This window comes from Parasaccharibacter apium, from assembly GCF_002917995.1.
Taxonomy (GTDB): domain Bacteria; phylum Pseudomonadota; class Alphaproteobacteria; order Acetobacterales; family Acetobacteraceae; genus Bombella; species Bombella apis.
Genome location: NZ_LMYH01000004.1, coordinates 45,369 through 62,200 on the forward strand (window position 1 = coordinate 45,369; position 16,832 = coordinate 62,200).

13 protein-coding genes and 1 other RNA gene are annotated in these 16,832 nt (G+C 62.1%); 2 read left to right on the plus strand and 12 right to left on the minus strand.

Features of this window, described 5'->3' with window-relative positions; genetic code table 11:
- Positions 1-5 precede the first annotated feature (5 nt).
- From ASO19_RS02250 to aroA, 4 genes are all read right to left on the minus strand, one after another.
- Complete coding sequence (locus tag ASO19_RS02250) at positions 6-3,383, minus strand: glycosyltransferase family protein (RefSeq protein ID WP_103765303.1); 3,378 nt, start codon at positions 3,381-3,383, stop codon at positions 6-8.
- A gap of 229 nt (positions 3,384-3,612) precedes the next feature.
- A complete protein-coding gene (gene rpsA, locus ASO19_RS02255) occupies positions 3,613-5,322 on the minus strand; it encodes a 30S ribosomal protein S1 (RefSeq protein WP_043558429.1) in 1,710 nt (569 codons plus the stop codon).
- A gap of 244 nt (positions 5,323-5,566) precedes the next feature.
- Entirely contained in the window at positions 5,567-6,220 is a 654-nt protein-coding gene (locus tag ASO19_RS02260; protein ID WP_181005183.1) for a (d)CMP kinase, read from the minus strand.
- Positions 6,217-7,545, minus strand: a complete 1,329-nt coding sequence (gene aroA, locus ASO19_RS02265) for a 3-phosphoshikimate 1-carboxyvinyltransferase (protein ID WP_043557972.1) — start codon at positions 7,543-7,545, stop codon at positions 6,217-6,219. Before aroA ends, ASO19_RS02260 begins: the two co-directional genes overlap by 4 nt.
- 223 nt (positions 7,546-7,768) lie before the next feature.
- On the opposite strand from aroA, the gene ASO19_RS02270 reads away from it, so the two are divergent.
- On the plus strand, positions 7,769-8,086 hold the full coding sequence (locus ASO19_RS02270) for a TIGR02300 family protein (protein ID WP_043558425.1): 318 nt from the start codon (positions 7,769-7,771) through the stop codon (positions 8,084-8,086).
- A gap of 79 nt (positions 8,087-8,165) precedes the next feature.
- Positions 8,166-8,732, plus strand: a complete 567-nt coding sequence (locus ASO19_RS02275; protein ID WP_146046901.1) for a hypothetical protein — start codon at positions 8,166-8,168, stop codon at positions 8,730-8,732.
- Here ASO19_RS02275 and ASO19_RS02280 read toward each other — a convergent pair.
- The 8 genes from ASO19_RS02280 to ASO19_RS02315 all read right to left on the minus strand — a co-directional run bounded on the left by ASO19_RS02280 (position 8,668) and on the right by ASO19_RS02315 (position 16,620).
- Positions 8,668-9,420: an SDR family oxidoreductase gene (locus ASO19_RS02280; protein WP_103765305.1), complete on the minus strand. Its 753-nt coding sequence runs from the start codon at positions 9,418-9,420 to the stop codon at positions 8,668-8,670. The genes ASO19_RS02275 and ASO19_RS02280 overlap by 65 nt on opposite strands.
- A gap of 2 nt (positions 9,421-9,422) precedes the next feature.
- Positions 9,423-9,989: a recombination mediator RecR gene (gene recR, locus ASO19_RS02285; protein ID WP_043557970.1), complete on the minus strand. Its 567-nt coding sequence runs from the start codon at positions 9,987-9,989 to the stop codon at positions 9,423-9,425.
- A gap of 57 nt (positions 9,990-10,046) precedes the next feature.
- Positions 10,047-10,370, minus strand: coding sequence for a YbaB/EbfC family nucleoid-associated protein (locus tag ASO19_RS02290; protein WP_043557969.1), 324 nt, complete (start codon positions 10,368-10,370; stop codon positions 10,047-10,049).
- A 54-nt stretch (positions 10,371-10,424) separates the two neighbouring features.
- Positions 10,425-12,512: a DNA polymerase III subunit gamma/tau gene (locus tag ASO19_RS02295; RefSeq protein WP_103765306.1), complete on the minus strand. Its 2,088-nt coding sequence runs from the start codon at positions 12,510-12,512 to the stop codon at positions 10,425-10,427.
- 75 nt (positions 12,513-12,587) lie between these two features.
- An RNA gene (gene ffs / locus ASO19_RS02300) (signal recognition particle sRNA small type) lies at positions 12,588-12,684 on the minus strand.
- A 70-nt stretch (positions 12,685-12,754) separates the two neighbouring features.
- Entirely contained in the window at positions 12,755-14,578 is a 1,824-nt protein-coding gene (gene ggt, locus ASO19_RS02305; RefSeq protein WP_181005184.1) for a gamma-glutamyltransferase, read from the minus strand.
- Between the two features lie 29 nt (positions 14,579-14,607).
- The gene (gene map / locus ASO19_RS02310; protein ID WP_043557966.1) at positions 14,608-15,408 is read right to left on the minus strand and encodes a type I methionyl aminopeptidase; all 801 of its coding nucleotides are present in this window, start codon (positions 15,406-15,408) and stop codon (positions 14,608-14,610) included.
- 213 nt (positions 15,409-15,621) lie between these two features.
- Positions 15,622-16,620: a D-alanyl-D-alanine carboxypeptidase family protein gene (locus tag ASO19_RS02315; protein ID WP_052348884.1), complete on the minus strand. Its 999-nt coding sequence runs from the start codon at positions 16,618-16,620 to the stop codon at positions 15,622-15,624.
- Between the last annotated feature and the right edge of the window lie 212 nt (positions 16,621-16,832).

The window sequence follows — 16,832 nt, forward strand, 5'->3', positions numbered from 1 at the left end:
AGAACTCATTGCCGGGACTGTCGGTCAGAAAGGTCCAGCACCAGCTGCCGGATACGCTCCTGCTGCTCATCGGTCGGCATTTCACGGTAAAGCGCCTGGCAACGGCCCCCTTCCATCTGCATGCAGATATCCGTCACGACCGTCCCGAAAATCTCTCCGATGATATTCACCAGAGCCAGATGCCAGACGCCGCCCATTGGGCTGACACGTCCCTTCCATGGTCTCAGGAGCCCTTCAAAGCCAGAGCAGAGTGGCGCATCGTGATGGGCTGTCCGGACATCATCCCGGGCAAAACGGGACATGGCGAAAAGGACGATCTCATCCGTCTCCTCACTGACCATGGCAGCGTACACCGTACCAGACCGGCCCTGCCCCGCCATGAAGCTCCAGCCCCGCAGGACGACCCCCCCCCACTCCTCAGGCGGCACGACCAGCGTCGTATCCTCATTGGCTGCCAGAAGCTCCAGACGGTCCATGAAATAGAACTGCGTCCCCTGCTCCTGCGCAAAGAGGCGCCCTCGCGGGAAACGGGTCAGCGGAACACCCCGCAGGACATTGTCATCATTCACGACCCTATAAAAATCGTTCAGAATCACATCATTGTCCGGACGGAAGGCCCTGATGCTCTTGACCTTGCTGCCCTCGACCTCCAGGCCATAGGCCAGCAGCTGGAACGCCCCACGGCCATTGATGGAGTTGACAAGGCCGATCCTGTACCAGCCCTCGCACCATTTGCCCCGGAGCGCCGCCTTGACGGAAAAACCGGACCGGCGCGGCACATCGGCACCGAACAGTTCCGAAATGTCCCCCCGGCTTTCCCGCTCGCTCTTCAGGAAGATCAGCGGGCTCCGCTCATCTTCACTGATCAGCACGACATGCAGCTGTCCCGCCGTCGTGACACCAGGAATGAACAGCCAGCCACGGAGATGGAATTCATCAGCCGATTTGAAGGTCTTCTCTGCCCCTTCAACAAGCACATGGTGGCAGATGTCATCCAGATAACAGTTGGCCCCCTGGATGGCGAACCAGTCATTGATGTGCGATGGCAGATTGATGGCCAGATCCCGCACCAGCGGGGGATCAAAAATATGACGGGGCGGCGCCTGGTTCTTCCAGGAAGAGATGGGCAGAAGGCCAAGCTGCCCGGCATCCAGCATCAGGTCTGACACACCGAGAAGACGCTTTGGTGCGAGCTCCCTGTAAAGGCTGAGCAACCCGGCCGTATAATCTCCTTCATGCGTCCAGAGATCAGGCGTGATGGCCTCCATCATCTTCCGGCGGATATCCTCCGAAGACCGCAGAAGCTCCAGACGTTCCAGCACAACGTCTGCCCGGCTGACCGGTACCTTGAAGCCATTGACACCATCCGTCACACGGTCATCCAGCGCCCCGATTTCCGTCACGATGGGCACCAGTCCGTACTGCCATGCCTCGGAGAGGGAGATGCAGTAGGTCTCGGGCCATATGGAGAGAAACAGCGCCACATCGGCCTGTTTCATGACATCCGTATTGCCGACCTCGTACCGCCCATGCACCGTTACGTTCGGGCGTTTCATCCCCTCCAGCACCGGCTGATAATCCGGATGGACATAGCCCAGAATGTGGAAATGGAAATGATCAGGATGGGCCGCCTCTATCAGGGAAAGGATGGTATCCGCTCCCTTGGTCCGGGCGAAATTGCCAACAACAGCCACGCCCAGCGGGCGTTCTTCCAGCGGCCTGTAAGCGTTGGGCACAACCGGCACCGTCACGTCGGGGCTCGGGATCCCGTTGACCAGACTGATCTTCCTGTCCAGCACAGGGTAGATCCTGTGCATGAAGTCCCGAGAATGGGCCGTACCGAACATGATGGCATCAACGTGGTGCAGCATCCGGTCGATGAAGGCACGGCGGGTCTGTTCCCCGCCATACTCGATCCCTTCCGCCTGCTTCAGCATGATATCCATGGCCAGAACGGAACCAAACTGGTCCTCCACATGCCGCATCTCCTGATTCAGCAGGTTGTAGCGGGATGACACCAGCCAGAAATCATGCGCCGAGAACAGGACGCCTGCCCCGCTTGCCTTGGCAATGAGCGGCAGGGAAAGAGCGTGATGCCCCAGATGCTGGAAGTGAACCACATCGATATTGTACTGGCTCAGCACACTGGAGAAGAGCATCTCTTCCTGCGCATCGCAGACGACATCATCCCAGCTGCATTCCGCAATATCGAAACGCTCCAGCTCATGCCCGTTGGCAGACAGGAGGCGGCAGTTCGTCCCCCGCCGCAGCCAGAAGAAAAACTCCACCTCCCGGCCCAGAAAGGAGCAAAGCTCCCGCTGGTAAACCTCAACCCCACCCCAGACCTGCTCATGAATGGTGGAGTGGGTGCACATCAGCACCCGCAGGCGGTTGCGGCGTGGTGTCGGCACCACACTGGCCGGAGCATGGCATGTGAACTCCGCCTGCGTGACTTCACGGATGAACTGGAGACGATGCGCATAGAGATGCTGCCCGATGACCGACTTCTGCGCCGCCAGGGCGGAGTCCTGCCGCAGCTCATGATCCCGCAGCAGTCGGGCGATGCTCTCCACCACCTCATCATCATCATGGGCCAGATGAACGCCATCCACACTCCTGAAGTGCTCGACATCCATGCCACGGGCCACTTCAACCACCTGCGCTGTCCCTGCGAGGCCAAGCTCAAAATAGCGTGGACCAGGCGCCGTCGCCTGGCTGACATCACCATGGCTGGCATAGTCCCGGAACATGGTCAGCGTCACAGCACTGGCATTGGCGAAATCAATAAAGGCCTCATGGCTGACAGGCCGCTGGAGGGCCAGTGCAGCAATATCGTCCGGCAGCGGGGGAAGATATTCATTGCCCGGGCAGACAAGCTTCAGCCTTACATCAGGAAAGCTGGCCAGAACACGCCGGAGAGTCCGCACCCGGTTGGGCCACATCGTCCCGGCAAAAAACAGATCATACTCACAATCAGCCGCAGCCCGCACGGACCGCTCATGCAGGCTGGGACTCGCAGCCAGCGGCAGATAATGCCCCTTGCCCTGATAGACTGACACAGAGGCCGGATCATTGGTGAAAACATGGTCAAACAGCGGAGCCAGCTGACCGTTTATCTCCTGCATGAAGGGGTCTTCAAATGTCCAGAGAATCACGGTCTTGAAGGCGGGGCGCACACGGCGGATCAGGGCCTGATTGATGCGCTGGCCATCAATACAGAGCAGGGTGTCATGCTGGCCGGAGGCCGCCGCACTGGCCAGACTCATATTGTCGGCAACGACAATGTTTTCTTTCCCGAACAGCTCTTCTGCCGCACGCTGTATTGCCAGTGTCAGATAGGCATTCGGGTTATGGGTATGATTCGTGTTGTAGATAATCGCCATTGCCAACCCTGAGTTCCAAGAAAAACCTATCTTCAAGTCTGGCCGCACCAGACAGACCGTAAGAACGGCTTAATTACAGAGGACGAGCCAGTCTGAAGCGCAGCTCCAGTAAAGATTTACCACCAACATAATTACAAAACAATAAAAGGGCGGCCAAATGGCCGCCCTTTTACCGCTTTGAATCCATGAAGAAATGTTACCATTCCGCCATGGTCCGAAAATGAGCTTTTCAGTCCTCGGAGCTACGACGACGGATGGCCGCACCAAGGATATCACCGAGAGATGCACCGGAGTCAGAAGAGCCATACTCACTGATGGCCTGCTTGTCTTCCTCAACCTCACGACCACGGATGGTCAGAGACAGCTTGCGGGAAGAACGGTCCAGACCGACCACCTTGGCATCGACCTTCTCGCCAACAGCGAAGCGTTCCGGACGCTGCTCGCTCTTGTCACGGGCCAGCTCGCCACGACGGATGAAGCCTGTCAGGACATCATCGACCTTGACCTCGATCCCGTTGCTCTGAACAGCCGTCACAACGCAGGTGACAACATCACCCTTGTTGATGCGGTCCAGCACATCAGCAGCCGGGTCTTCCTGAAGCTGCTTGATACCCAAGGAGATACGCTCCTTCTCGGCATCCACGTCGAGAACCTTGGCCTGAACGACCTGGCCCTTCTCGTAGCGCTTCATGACCTCTTCGCCGGACTCGTCCCAGGACAGGTCGGACATGTGGACCATGCCGTCGATGTCGGCGGACAGGCCGATGAACAGACCGAACTCGGTGATGTTGCGGATCTCGCCTTCGATGACAGAGCCAACCTTGTGCTCTTCAGCGAACTGCTCCCACGGATTCCGCTGAACCTGCTTCAGGCCCAGGGAGATGCGGCGCTTGGCGCTGTCCACATCCAGAACCATGACCTCGACCTCCTGGGAGGTGGCCACGATCTTGCCCGGATGGACGTTCTTCTTCGTCCAGGACATTTCGGAGACGTGCACCAGACCTTCAACACCCGGCTCCAGCTCAACGAAGGCACCGTAGTCCGTGATGTTGGTCACGCGGCCCGTGAAGCGGGCATTGACCGGATACTTGACGGCCACGTTCTCCCACGGATCAGCCTCAAGCTGCTTCATGCCCAGGGAGATGCGCTGCGTGTCGGAGTTGAAGCGGATCACCTGCACGCGGACAGGCTGGCCGATCTGAAGAGCTTCAGACGGATGGTTGATGCGCTTCCAGGCGATGTCGGTAACATGCAGCAGGCCATCAACGCCGCCGAGGTCAACGAACGCACCGTAATCGGTGATGTTCTTGACGACGCCGTCGAGGATCATGCCTTCCTTCAGGCCCTGGATCAGCTCGGAACGCTGCTCGGCACGGGTCTCTTCCAGAACGGCGCGACGTGACACGACGATGTTGCCACGGGCCCGGTCCATCTTCAGGATCTGGAACGGCTGCGGCTGGCCCATGAGCGGCCCGACGTCACGCACGGGGCGGATGTCCACCTGGCTGCCCGGCAGGAAGGCCATGGCGCCGCCCAGATCAACCGTGAAGCCACCCTTCACACGGCCATAGATCGTGCCGTTGACACGCTGGTTGTGGGCAAAAGCGCTCTCCAGAGCGGTCCATGCCTCTTCGCGGCGGGCTTTCTCACGGGACAGAACGATGGAACCGTCACGGTCCTCGTAGCGCTCGATGAACAGCTCGAACACATCACCCGGCTTCACATCCGGGGTTGTGCCAACAGGGCCGAACTCGCGCAGGGCAACACGCCCCTCGCTCTTCAGGCCGACATCGACGATGGCGTGATCGTCTGTCAGACGGATGACACGGCCGCGGACAACGGTCCCGTCAAACGCACTGTCACTGCCCAGTGTTTCATCCAGCAGGGCAGCAAAATCTTCTTTACCGTGTTCCGGTGTATTCTGAGTGGCAGAAGCCATGTATTTCCAGCATTCCAGAGTGCCGCAGCCAGTGCCCGGCACCCAGCCATGCGCCGTCTCCCTCTGCCCAAAAACACAGTGATGGGCCCAAAAAACGACGTCTCCCCCCGACCCCACAGCCCGGAGCGGAAGTCATCACAAATCGCAGATCCCCCAAGGGGATTCATGACACCACGGGCTGTGCGGCGTCATACCCCCTCACCAACACGCATAAGGGGGGGACTGTCAACAGCGAAGATATGAATCAGCGCCGGATGATGCCCTTTTCCTGCAGAATCTGGCAGACACGGTCCAGCACGTCGGCTGCATCCAGATCATCCGTTACAATCTGCACAGCATCCTCGGCCGGGCGCAACGGTGCCGTCTCGCGGGAGGCGTCCTGCTGATCCCGTGCATTGATGGCCGCGACTTCCTCAGCCAGCTGGGCCGGAGACGTGCATGGCTGACCATGCCGCTGCACATAACGCCGCTGGGCCCGGACCTCTGCCGAGGCCGTAATGAAGAATTTGGCAGTGGCATCAGGAAACACGACCGTCCCGATATCACGGCCATCCACCACGGCACCCCGGGCCCGCCCGAAATGACGCTGCCGCTCCAGCAGAGCTTCCCGGACCTCCGGGTGCCGGGCCACGGCGGAGGCCGCCCGGTCCACCTCCGGCTCCCGCAGGTCGGTCCGGCGCATGTCCTCCGGCACGAGCTGACGGGCCTGCTCCGGCCCGTCATGAGCCGGATCGCCCCCCTGGTCCAGCACCCGGCGGGCCACGGCCCGATACAGCAGCCCCGTATCCAGATAAGGCAGCTCCAGCGTGTCCGCCAGCTGGCGGGCGAGCGTGCCCTTGCCTGCGGCGGCGGGGCCATCAATGGCGATGACCGGATATTTCATGCCCCGCCGGCTCATGCCTCCAGCCCCGCACCAAGACCATTCATCAGGGATACGAAACCGGGAAAGCTGGTCTCGATGAAGGCCGTATCATCAATATGGACCGGCTTCTCAGCCGCCAGCCCCAGCACGGTGGCGCTCATGGCCAGACGGTGATCCATGTGGGTCTGGACCTTCCCACCACCGGGCAGGGTTTTCTGCCCCTCGATGATCAGATCATCTCCTTCGACATGCACCTTCGCCCCATTGGCCTCCAGCAGCGCCACGGTGGCGGCCAGGCGGTCACTCTCCTTCACCCGCAGCTCGGCAAGGCCCCGCAGGCGGGATGTACCCTCCGCAAACGCACAGGCCACGGCCAGAACCGGATATTCATCAATCATGGAGGGTACCCGCACAGCTGGAACATCCACCGCCTTCAGCCGCCCCGCACGAACATGCAGGTCTCCGATGACCTCCCCTCCTTCAATCCGCTCATCACGGACCTCCAGGGACGCCCCCATTTCCTTCAGGGTTTTAAACAGGCCGGTCCGCAGTGGATTCTGGCCCACTGCCTCCACGACAATCTCCGAACCCGGCACCAGCAGGGCCGCCACGACGGGGAAAGCCGCTGATGACGGGTCCCCCGGCACCAGCACGTCCTGCGCCACGAGGCGGGCCGGGCCTTTCAGCGTGATGCGCCGTCCGGCTCCGGGCAGCTCCTCAACCTTCACCTCCGTGCCGAAATGACGCAGCATGTTCTCGGTATGATCCCGGGTCGGGGCCGGCTCTTCCACCACCGTTTCCCCCTCGCAGTTCAGCCCTGCCAGAAGGATGGCGGATTTCACCTGTGCCGAGGCCACCGGCAGACGGTAATGCAGCGGTTTCCCCTTGCCCGTTCCTTCCACGGCCATGGGCAGCTTCTGGCCCGCACGGGTCACGAATCGTGCCCCCATCTCACCCAGCGGAACGCTGACACGCCCCATCGGGCGGCTGCGGAGGGAGGCATCACCCGTCATGATGCTCATGAAGGGATGCGTCGCCAGAACACCACTGAGCAGCCGGGCTGCCGTACCGGAGTTGCCCATGTCCAGCACATCGGCAGGCTCTTTCAGCCCATCCACACCACAGCCATCGACAATCCAGCGGCCCTCTTCCCGGACGACCTTTGCCCCGAGGGCACGCATGGCCTCTGCCGTACGCAGCACGTCCTCACCTTCCAGCAGGCCGGAAATATGGGTCCGCCCTTCGGCAAGGGCGGCGAACATGAGCGCACGATGGCTGATGGACTTGTCTCCGGGAACACGGACCCGCCCGGCCAGCCCAGCCGGGGCAGAGGAGACTTTCAAGGGACGCTGTGCTGTCATAATCCTGCTTCACATCATCAAGGGTGGGATCATCCAATAGGACCAGACTACTCCATCCATCTGGAAAAGTCTGTCCCCCCATGCGGCAATTCTGCCAGCAGGAACGGACCCCGAGGCAGAGCTCCGCCTCTTCTGCCACCACATGGAGAAATATTTGACAGCGGGACATTTCGGTGGCATGGCCCAGTCACTTCTCTTTTGTGGCAACATGGGCTCCAGCATTATGGCAAAACCAGAACTCGGTCTGAAACGGACATGCGTTGACTGCAATGCACGCTTCTATGATCTCAACCGCGTACCGGCTGTCTGCCCGAAATGTGGGACAACCCAGCCCGGAAACCTCTCCCGCCTGAAGAAAGAGGACGAGCTGGCCGACGAGAAGGACAAGAATCTCGCCCAGGAAGAGCACGAGGATGATATGGACATCGACACTGGCGATGATGACGATGTCATCTCCGGTGATGATGATCTGGATGACGATGATGACATCAGCCAGGATATCGAGGTCTCGACCGACAAGGATGACCGGGACGATTCATAAAGGGCTCTCCCTGTTCTTCCCATGCAGGAGCCGCACCCCCACCCGGGTGCGGCTTTTCTGTCTGGGGATTGGCACCTGCATGGCCGGCATCGTGCAGGCCCATGCCGCAGCTCCCCGCCCAGCGACAGCAGAGGCCCTCGCACACGAGCTGGGCCAACGGGCCAGTGCCACAGCCACCCTGCAACAGCACTGCCCCCGCCCCATTACAGCCCATCTTCTGGACAGAGCGGCGCCCCCTGCCCTCCAGCGGGACGCCAGACAGGCCCTGCAGGCCTCCCCAACAACACGACTGGTCGTCCGGCACGTCCAGCTTCTCTGCGGGCGGGCAGTATGGTCAGAGGCATGGAATCTATACCTGCCCGACCGTCTGACGCCAGACGCCCGCCGGAAACTGGCCGGAAGCCATGTGCCTTTCGGCAAAGCCGTTGGTGAGACCACCTTTTCCCGGCAGCGTCTTGGAAGCCGCTTCACAGGGCTGCCCGCAGGCGTCGTGCTGGAAAACCGGGCCATCCTCCACCGCAGGGTGGATCAGCGTGGTTTTTCCTATCTTGTTGAACGCTACAAAAAGGCGGCCCTTGAGATCAGGACGCCGCAGGCGACCAGTTCAGATGTTGCCCGCCATCAGGTGCCAGCATCTGTCCCGTGACAGATGGCAGCATCAGGAACATGCGGGCAATGGCAGCAATTTCATCCGGACCCGCACCCCGCTGAAGGGGTGTGCTGCGGCACATGCTCTCGAAATGGTCCAGAGACTGGCCTGCGGCAGGCAGGACAGGCCCCGGCCCGATGGCATTCACCCGAATGCGGGGTGCCAGCCCCAGAGCCATGCTGCGGGTCAGGCTCCATAAGGCAGAGCGGGATACGGTATAGCTGACAAAATGAGGCGTCAGATTCCAGACACGCTGGTCCAGCATGTTGAGGATCAGCCCCTCCGCTCCGTCCGGCAAGGAATCAGCCATAGCCTGGGACAGAACAAACGGAGCACGCAGGTTCGGCTCCATATGTGCATCCCAGCTTGCACGGGTCACGCCGCCCAGTTCATCCCGTTCAAAAACGGACGCATTGTTGATGAGAACGCCAACCGGCCCCAGCCTGGCCTCAACCTCCGCCAACAGGGGCAGCAGAGTGGCCTCCTCCGCCAGATCAGCCTGCACGACACAGCCATGACCATCAATCTGCCGCAGCAGGGCCTCGGCCTCATCACGGCTGTGGCGGCAATGGATGGCCACGGCAAAGCCTTCCCGGGCCAGCATCTCCACCATCGCCCGGCCGAGGCGACGGGCTCCCCCCGTTACCAGCGCAACACGGGGCATATGGGGCGACAGACCAAACATGCTCACAGAACCTTCCGGGATGACATGGCGGCCGCCAACGTGCCTTCATCCAGCACATCCAGCGCCCCGCCCATCGGCATGCCGTGACCCAGACGGCTCACCGCCACCTTGTGAGGGGCCAGTTTTTCCTGCAACCAATGGGCCGTGGTCGCACCATCCACCGTGGCTCCAAGGGCAAGAATGACCTCTTCCACCTCGCCTGACTGCACACGCTCCATGAGGCCCGTCAGATTGAGGTCTTCCGGCCCACAGCCTGAAAGGGCCGACAGCACACCACCCAGTACCTGATACCGCCCCCGATGCATTCCGGACCGCTCCAGCGCCCAGAGGTCACCAACACTCTCCACCACACAGATGACTGATGGATCACGCTGGGGGTCTGCACAGAGCGAACAGGGTGTACAGCTGTCCAGGTTGCCGCATTGCGGGCAGGTATGGATCGACTGTGCCGCCGCCTGCATGGCAGCAATCAGGGGCTGGAGACGTGCCTCTGGTGCCTGGAGAAGCGCCAGAGCCGCCCGACGGGCCGAACGGGGGCCAAGGCCGGGCAGACGGGCCAGACGGGACATCAGGGTTTCGATTTCGGGGCTTATGCGCACGTCAGACCCTCATCCTCGCTCCGGCTTTCAGAAAGGCAGGTCCATGCCCGGCGGCAGCTGGAGACCACCGGTGACCTTCTTCATCTCCTCCCGGCTCATGGCTTCCGTTTTGCTGCGGGCATCGGCAAAGGCAGCGACGATCAGGTCCTGCATGGTCTCCATGTCTTCCGGATCAGCCAGTTTGGGGTCGATCGTGATGGACTTGAGCGCCCCCTTGCCCGTCAGGGTCAGCCGTACCAGCCCGTTGCCGGCCTCACCATCAACCTCCGCACTCTCCAGCCTGGCCTGAACCTCTTTCATGCGGGCCTGCATCTGTGTGGCCTGCTTCATCATGCCAGCAAGATTTTTCATCACGTCACTCCTTGGTTACAGAACTGGGCCGGGGCCATGGTGACCTCTGACGGCTCAGTAAAACTCATCCTCATCAGGGTAATCGGCATCCGGCGGGGCAAATTCAAAATCAGGCGGCACGTCTTCCCCCAAAGGCACCACCGTCTCCGGCGGCAGGCCGTAATCATCCAGAGTATGATCCCGCACCTCACCAATCTGGGCATGCGGAAACCGCTGCATGATGGCCCGGACCAACGGATGCTGCCTGGCCTTGTCCTGATGCAGGGCGATGATTTCTGCCCCCTGCTCGTCCAGCGTCGCCTCACCCTGTTCTTCGGAGGCAACCACCTGCCAGCGGCCGGGATAGAGCCTGTCCAGCAGGGCTGTCAGGGCACGGAAGGCCTGCCGCTTCTGATCCCGGTCATTTTCAGCCAGACGGAGCACGAGACGGGGCGGCTCGAACTCCACGACATGCCCCAGATGCCGCAGCGTTCCGTGGAGACGGGCTTCCTTCTGCTGCCCCACAAGCGCAACCAGCTCCCGCCAGCTTCGGGGCATGGGCGGAATGGCCTCGCCCGCACTGCCATCATCCGGCCCCGGCCCTTCATCACGGGCCGACACGGCTGTGCCATTCTCCGTGGCCAGACGCAGGGGCTGCCTCGCAGGGACCGGTTCCGGAGCAGGCCCGTCCAGCTGCGGCTTCAGGACGGTACTGCCCTGACGGACCACATCACTCCCCCCGGCCATCGTCCCAGCCCCCTGCACGAAAGCTGAAGGCCCACTTCCCTCCTGCCCCCGGGGAACGGAAGACCGGGACACGGATGAGGACACGCCCCCTGCTGGAGCCGTCCCCCCGCCATGAGCGGCAGATGAAGCGGCATTTCCCTGCGGACCGGACCGTCCCTCGGTCTGGATGGCACCGGAAGACGATGCCTCCTGCATCTGCCGGATCAGCCTGTCCGGCGTGGGCAGGAGACTGGCATGACAGAGACGGATCAGCACCATCTCGGCTGCCTGCTGCCGGTCCGGAGCGGCTTCCACCTCGGCCAGCCCCTTCAGGAGCAGCTGCCAGGCCCGCCCCAGAACCGTGACCCCCACATGATCCACGATCGCCCCGCCACGGACCTTCTCCATTTCCGGCAGTTCTGGGCCGTCACGCAGTTCCGGCAGGGCCTTGATGCGGGAGAGAAGGTGCAGCACGTCCATCAGGTCCGTCAGCAGGACGCCCAGATCAGCCCCACGGGCATAAGCCCGCCCGGCAATCTCCAGCACGGGCGCCACCTGCCCGTGCAGGGCAGCCTCCAGCAGGTCGAACACCATGCCACGGTCCGCCAGCCCCAGCATGTCCGCCACGCTGGCCGTATCGGACGCTCCCTGTGCGATGGCCTGATCCAGCAGGGACAGGCCGTCACGCACGGAACCGTCAGCGGCTCTGGCAATGAGGGCCAAAGCCCCCTCTTCCAGCTCCGCCCCCTCCTTGCGGGCGATGCGGGCAAAATGCTCGGCCAGCATGGCCTGCGGCACACGCTGGAGGTCGAAACGCTGGCAGCGGGAGAGCACCGTGACAGGCACCTTCCGCAGTTCGGTCGTGGCAAAGATGAAGGTGACCTGTGCCGGAGGTTCCTCCAGCGTCTTCAGCAGCGCATTGAAGGCATTGCGGGACAGCATGTGCACTTCATCAATCACGAAGACCTTCATGCGGGCCTGCATGGGGCGGAACCGGGCGGCTTCGATGATCTCCCGCACATCATCCACGCCCGTGCGGGAGGCAGCATCCATCTCCAGCACATCCGGGTGGCGGTCTGCCAGAATGGCCTTGCAGTTGGGGCAGACACCGCAGGGATCAGCCGTCGGGCCACCCGTGCCATCCACGCCAGTGCAGTTCAGGGCACGGGCGATGATCCGGGCCGTGGTGGTTTTGCCCACGCCCCGCACCCCTGTCAGCATGAAGGCATGGGCTACACGGCCCACGGCAAAGGCCCGGCGCAGGATGCGGACGAGGCTCTCCTGACCGATCAGGTCATCGAATGTCTGGGGACGGTATTTGCGGGCCAGAACACGGTAGGGTGCCTTCTGTTCCGAAGGAACGGCATCCGCTGGGGCAGCATCGGAGAAAAAACCGGCTCCGCCTTCGGGTGGGAGGGGAATGTCTTCTTCGCTCACGGCTGCAACGTGCCTCCCACAGCTTTCATCGTCTGGAAAGGACGCCCCGGAGGCACACGGGCCTGCACGGCAATCGGAGGAGACCGGACACCCGACCCGACACGAGCCCACTACGGCTGCTCCCTTCCGGGCCTGACCGGGTTCGCAGGTCAGCCGCCCGGGACCGATCTCCCAAGCGGGCTTCTAGCACAGGAACAGGGGGGGCAGGCAAGCCCTTACTTTCCACCACACCCCATGCCCTTTCAGGGGGCGACAGCCGCACCACCGGGATGCCGGGGGTCCGCCACGCCATAGAACGGGCCGATCCTCTTCCGGGCCGGGTCCTGACCATCCAGCCGGGGCCCCCCGACCAGAATCGCCTCCGTGATGCCCCACGGACGATGGGGGATGAAATGGTACCCTTCCTGTTCCAGCGTCTTCTGCACGTCCGGACTCAAGGCACCCGTCTCCATCTCCACATCATCGGGCTTCCACTGCTCATGCAGGCGGGGCAGATCGACCGCCTGTGCCAGGTCCAGCCCATAATCCACCACGCCCAGCAGGCTGGACAGCACGATGGTAGGAATGCGGGAGCCACCGGGGCTACCTGTGACCATCACGACATGCCCGTTCCGGCTCACGATCGTCGGGGACATGGATGACAGGGGCGTCTTGCCCGGCGCAATGGCATTGGCCACAGAACCGACAATGCCGAACATGTTCGGCTCTCCCGGCTTGATGGAGAAATCGTCCATCTCGTCATTCATCCAGATGCCGGTGCGCCCCCCCATGACGCCCGCTCCAAACCAGCCATTGAGCGTATAGGTGGTGGACACCGCCATGCCATGGGAATCGATCGTGGAAAAATGGGTCGTCTCGTGCTTCTCCACGGCCGGGCCGGAAGTCGGCACGCTCCTGCCGGGGGCCGGACGCCCGACCTGAAGCGTATCGGATGGCACGGCCCTGTCCCTGGGCAGGGCGGCCCGTATCTGCCCGGCGTAAGTGGGGTTGAGGAAATAGGAAACCGGATTGACGACAAAGGCCGGATCACCAAGGTCCCGCCTGTCGGAATAGGCATGACGCATGGCCTCCAGCTCCAGCTGGACGGCAGGCGCACTGTGCAGGCCAAGGCGACCCATGTCATACCCGGACAGAATGTTCAGCACCTCGCACAGGGCCACGCCACCACCGCTTGGCGGAGGTGCCGTCTCGATCTGATAGCCACGATACTGGCAGGTGACCGGCTCCATGAAGCGCGGCTTATAGGCACGAAAATCCGCTTCCGTCAGGAACCCGCCACCCAGACGGGAGGCCCGGAGGATTTCCGAGGCTATGGGACCACGATAAAAGGCGTCCCTGCCATCATTGGCGATCAGTTCCAGCGACCGGGCCAGACCGGGCTGGACCAGCCTGTCCCCCACGGCCAGCTCCGTCCCGTCAGGCCGCAGGAAAATGCTACGGGCATACTCATCCTGCCGGAAATAGTCGGTGGACGTGTGCAGAAGCTCCACGTCACCTTCCTCCAGAACGAAACCGTCCCGGGCCAGGGCGATGGCCGGGGCCATGTCCTTCACCCGGCTCAGCCGTCCCCAGCGTTTCCGCACGGCCTCCAGCCCGGCGACCGTCCCCGGTACGGCCACGGCTTTCCAGCCCACCGTGGAAAGACCCGGTTTCACCCGGCCTTCTTCATCCAGATACATGGCAGGCCGGGAACGCAGGGGCGCATGTTCCCGGAAGTCGATGAATACCGCAGGACCATGCGGGGGGCGCAGGGTCATGAAGCCGCCACCGCCCAGATTGCCCGCCGCTGGATAGACCACGGCCAGCGCATAGCCGACGGCCACGGCAGCATCGGCGGCATTGCCGCCCTCACGCAGAATCCGTGCCCCTGCCTCGGAGGCCAGATGCTGGGCAGAGACGACCATGCCCGTCTCCCCCTTCACCAGCGTGCCGGGGCGGGTGGTGTCCGGCCCATAGGCCAGCGGGTCATGTGCTGCACTCAGCGTCTCGGCCTGGGACAGGGCCACGCTGCCCAGCACCATGCTCCCCAGAGCCAGCCGGGCAGCCAGTTTACGCAATGCCATCATGACGGGCTTCCTTGTCCACGAAACAGATTTCAGAGGGCGTAAGGCGGTTTCGTATAACCACGGGGCGACAGGGTGAAGATTTCATACCCGTCTTCCGTCACACCCAGCTGATGCTCGAACTGGGCGGACAGGGAGCGGTCCCGTGTCACGGCCGTCCAGTCATCGGCCAGCACTTTCACGTCCGGGCGGCCAAGATTGAGCATCGGCTCGATGGTGAAGACCATGCCCGCTTTCAGTATCGTACCCTGGCCGGGCCGACCATAATGCAGGACGCTTGGCGCCTCATGGAAGTTGCGGCCAATCCCATGCCCGCAGAAATCCCGCACCACGCCAAGGCGGTGCTTCTCCGCAAAGCTCTGGATGGCATGACCGATATCGCCCAGCGTGGCCCCGGGCCGCACCTGCTCAATCCCCAGCATGAGAGCCTGATAGGTCAGGTCGATGAGCTTCTCGGCCTTGCGGGGCGGCTTGCCCACGACATACATGCGGGACGTGTCGCCGTACCAGCCATTCAGGATGGAAGTGACGTCAATATTGAGGATGTCCCCCTCCTGAAGGCGTCTGTCACCGGGAATCCCGTGGCAGACAACATGATTGAGGGAAATGCAGCAGGATTTCGGGAAACCGTGATAGTTGAGCGGGGCTGGCGTTGCGCCATGCTCCAGCGTGTATTCATGTACAATCCTGTCCAGCTCACCTGTCGTGATGCCGGGACGTACATGCTCGGTGATCATGTCCAGCGTGGCGGCGGCCAGCTGCCCGGCTGCCTTGAGATGCCTGAAATCGTCCGTCGTGTAATGCTGGATGCTGCGCCCGTCCTGAGAAGACATGAAGTATCGTAATCCCTGTTCTTGTTCTGTGATGTGCTGTCGGCTCGACCATGATGTCGGAACTGCCCGCAGAATGCGCCCTGCCCTGCCCCAGTGCAAGACCCTCTCAGACACGGCCAAGTGACCGCCCCTCAGCTGCCGGAAGCGGAACAGCCTGCCAGACAGAAAAAAGCCCCTCCGGCCATGGGGGCGGAGGGGCTTCCGGCTGTAGCCTCAGGAGCGATGATGCCCCCGGCGTGAGGCCCATGAATGATGCAGCCCCCGTGGAGCGCCGTGAGACCGGTAAGTGACCAGCACGACTCCCCGCCGCAAATGGGAACGGTGCGCCACCCGGCTGCCACCATGCCGGGCCAGGGCGTAATAATGACCCGGCTGCTTGAGCAGCGGCAGCGGGGCCTGCCCGGAAGCGGAAAAACCATCATCCAGCAGGGAAATCATTGTCTGGTTCCGGCTTTCATTGCTGGAAGCCCCCAGCACGACGCCAATCAGCCGCACCTGCCCCTGCTGGGCAGAGCTGACAAGATTGTGCCCAGCCAGATCGGTATAACCGGTCTTGAAACCATCTGCCCCCTGATACACCCCAAGGAGCGGGTCGTGGTTGGGGATCATGTGACGGCGGAACGGGAATTCACGCACGCCGAAATAATGGTAATACTGGGGGAAATCCCGCATCAGGGCCCGTGCCAGCACGGACAGGTCCCGGGCCGTGGTGACCTGATCCGGGTCGGGCAGGCCGGAGGCATTGCGAAATGTCGTATGGGCCATGCCGAGCCGCCGGGCCTGATAGGTCATCAGTGCGGCGAAGCGGGTCTCATCCCCACCCCCCAGGTACTCGCCCAGCACGCAGGCCGCATCATTGGCAGACTTGGTGACAAGGGCCAGAATGGCCTGCTCCACCGCCAGATGCGTCCCCGGGCGCATACCCAGTTTCGATGGGGCCTGCATGGAGGCATGGATGGAAACCGGCATGCTGTCCTGAAGGGTGATGCTGCCCCGCTCCAGTGCCTGGAAGGTCATGTACAGCGTCATCATCTTTGTCAGAGAAGCGGGATAACGCTGGAGGTCGGCATCCGACTCGGACAGGACGGCTCCTGTCCGGGCATCAATGACCAGGGACGATACATGTCCGGCAAACTGCGCCCGTGCCGTACCGGAGAAAGCAGCCAGGGCGACCACACACGAAAACAGGGTACGACTGAAAAACGGGCGCATCAGAAGGAATCATCCCCAGTTTGTCTGGAATCCACGAAAACCGTGCAACTCTAGTCTTCAGTACCTGAGAATGTCCAGATTTTTCCACCAGACATGCCAGATATCCTCCCGGCCCATAAAAGTTGAAAAAACGTTTTCACCACAACCCTGTTATGAACCAGAAAGGCAGCAGGCAGCATGACCGGCAGAAAAACGCCATATGCCTCTGTATC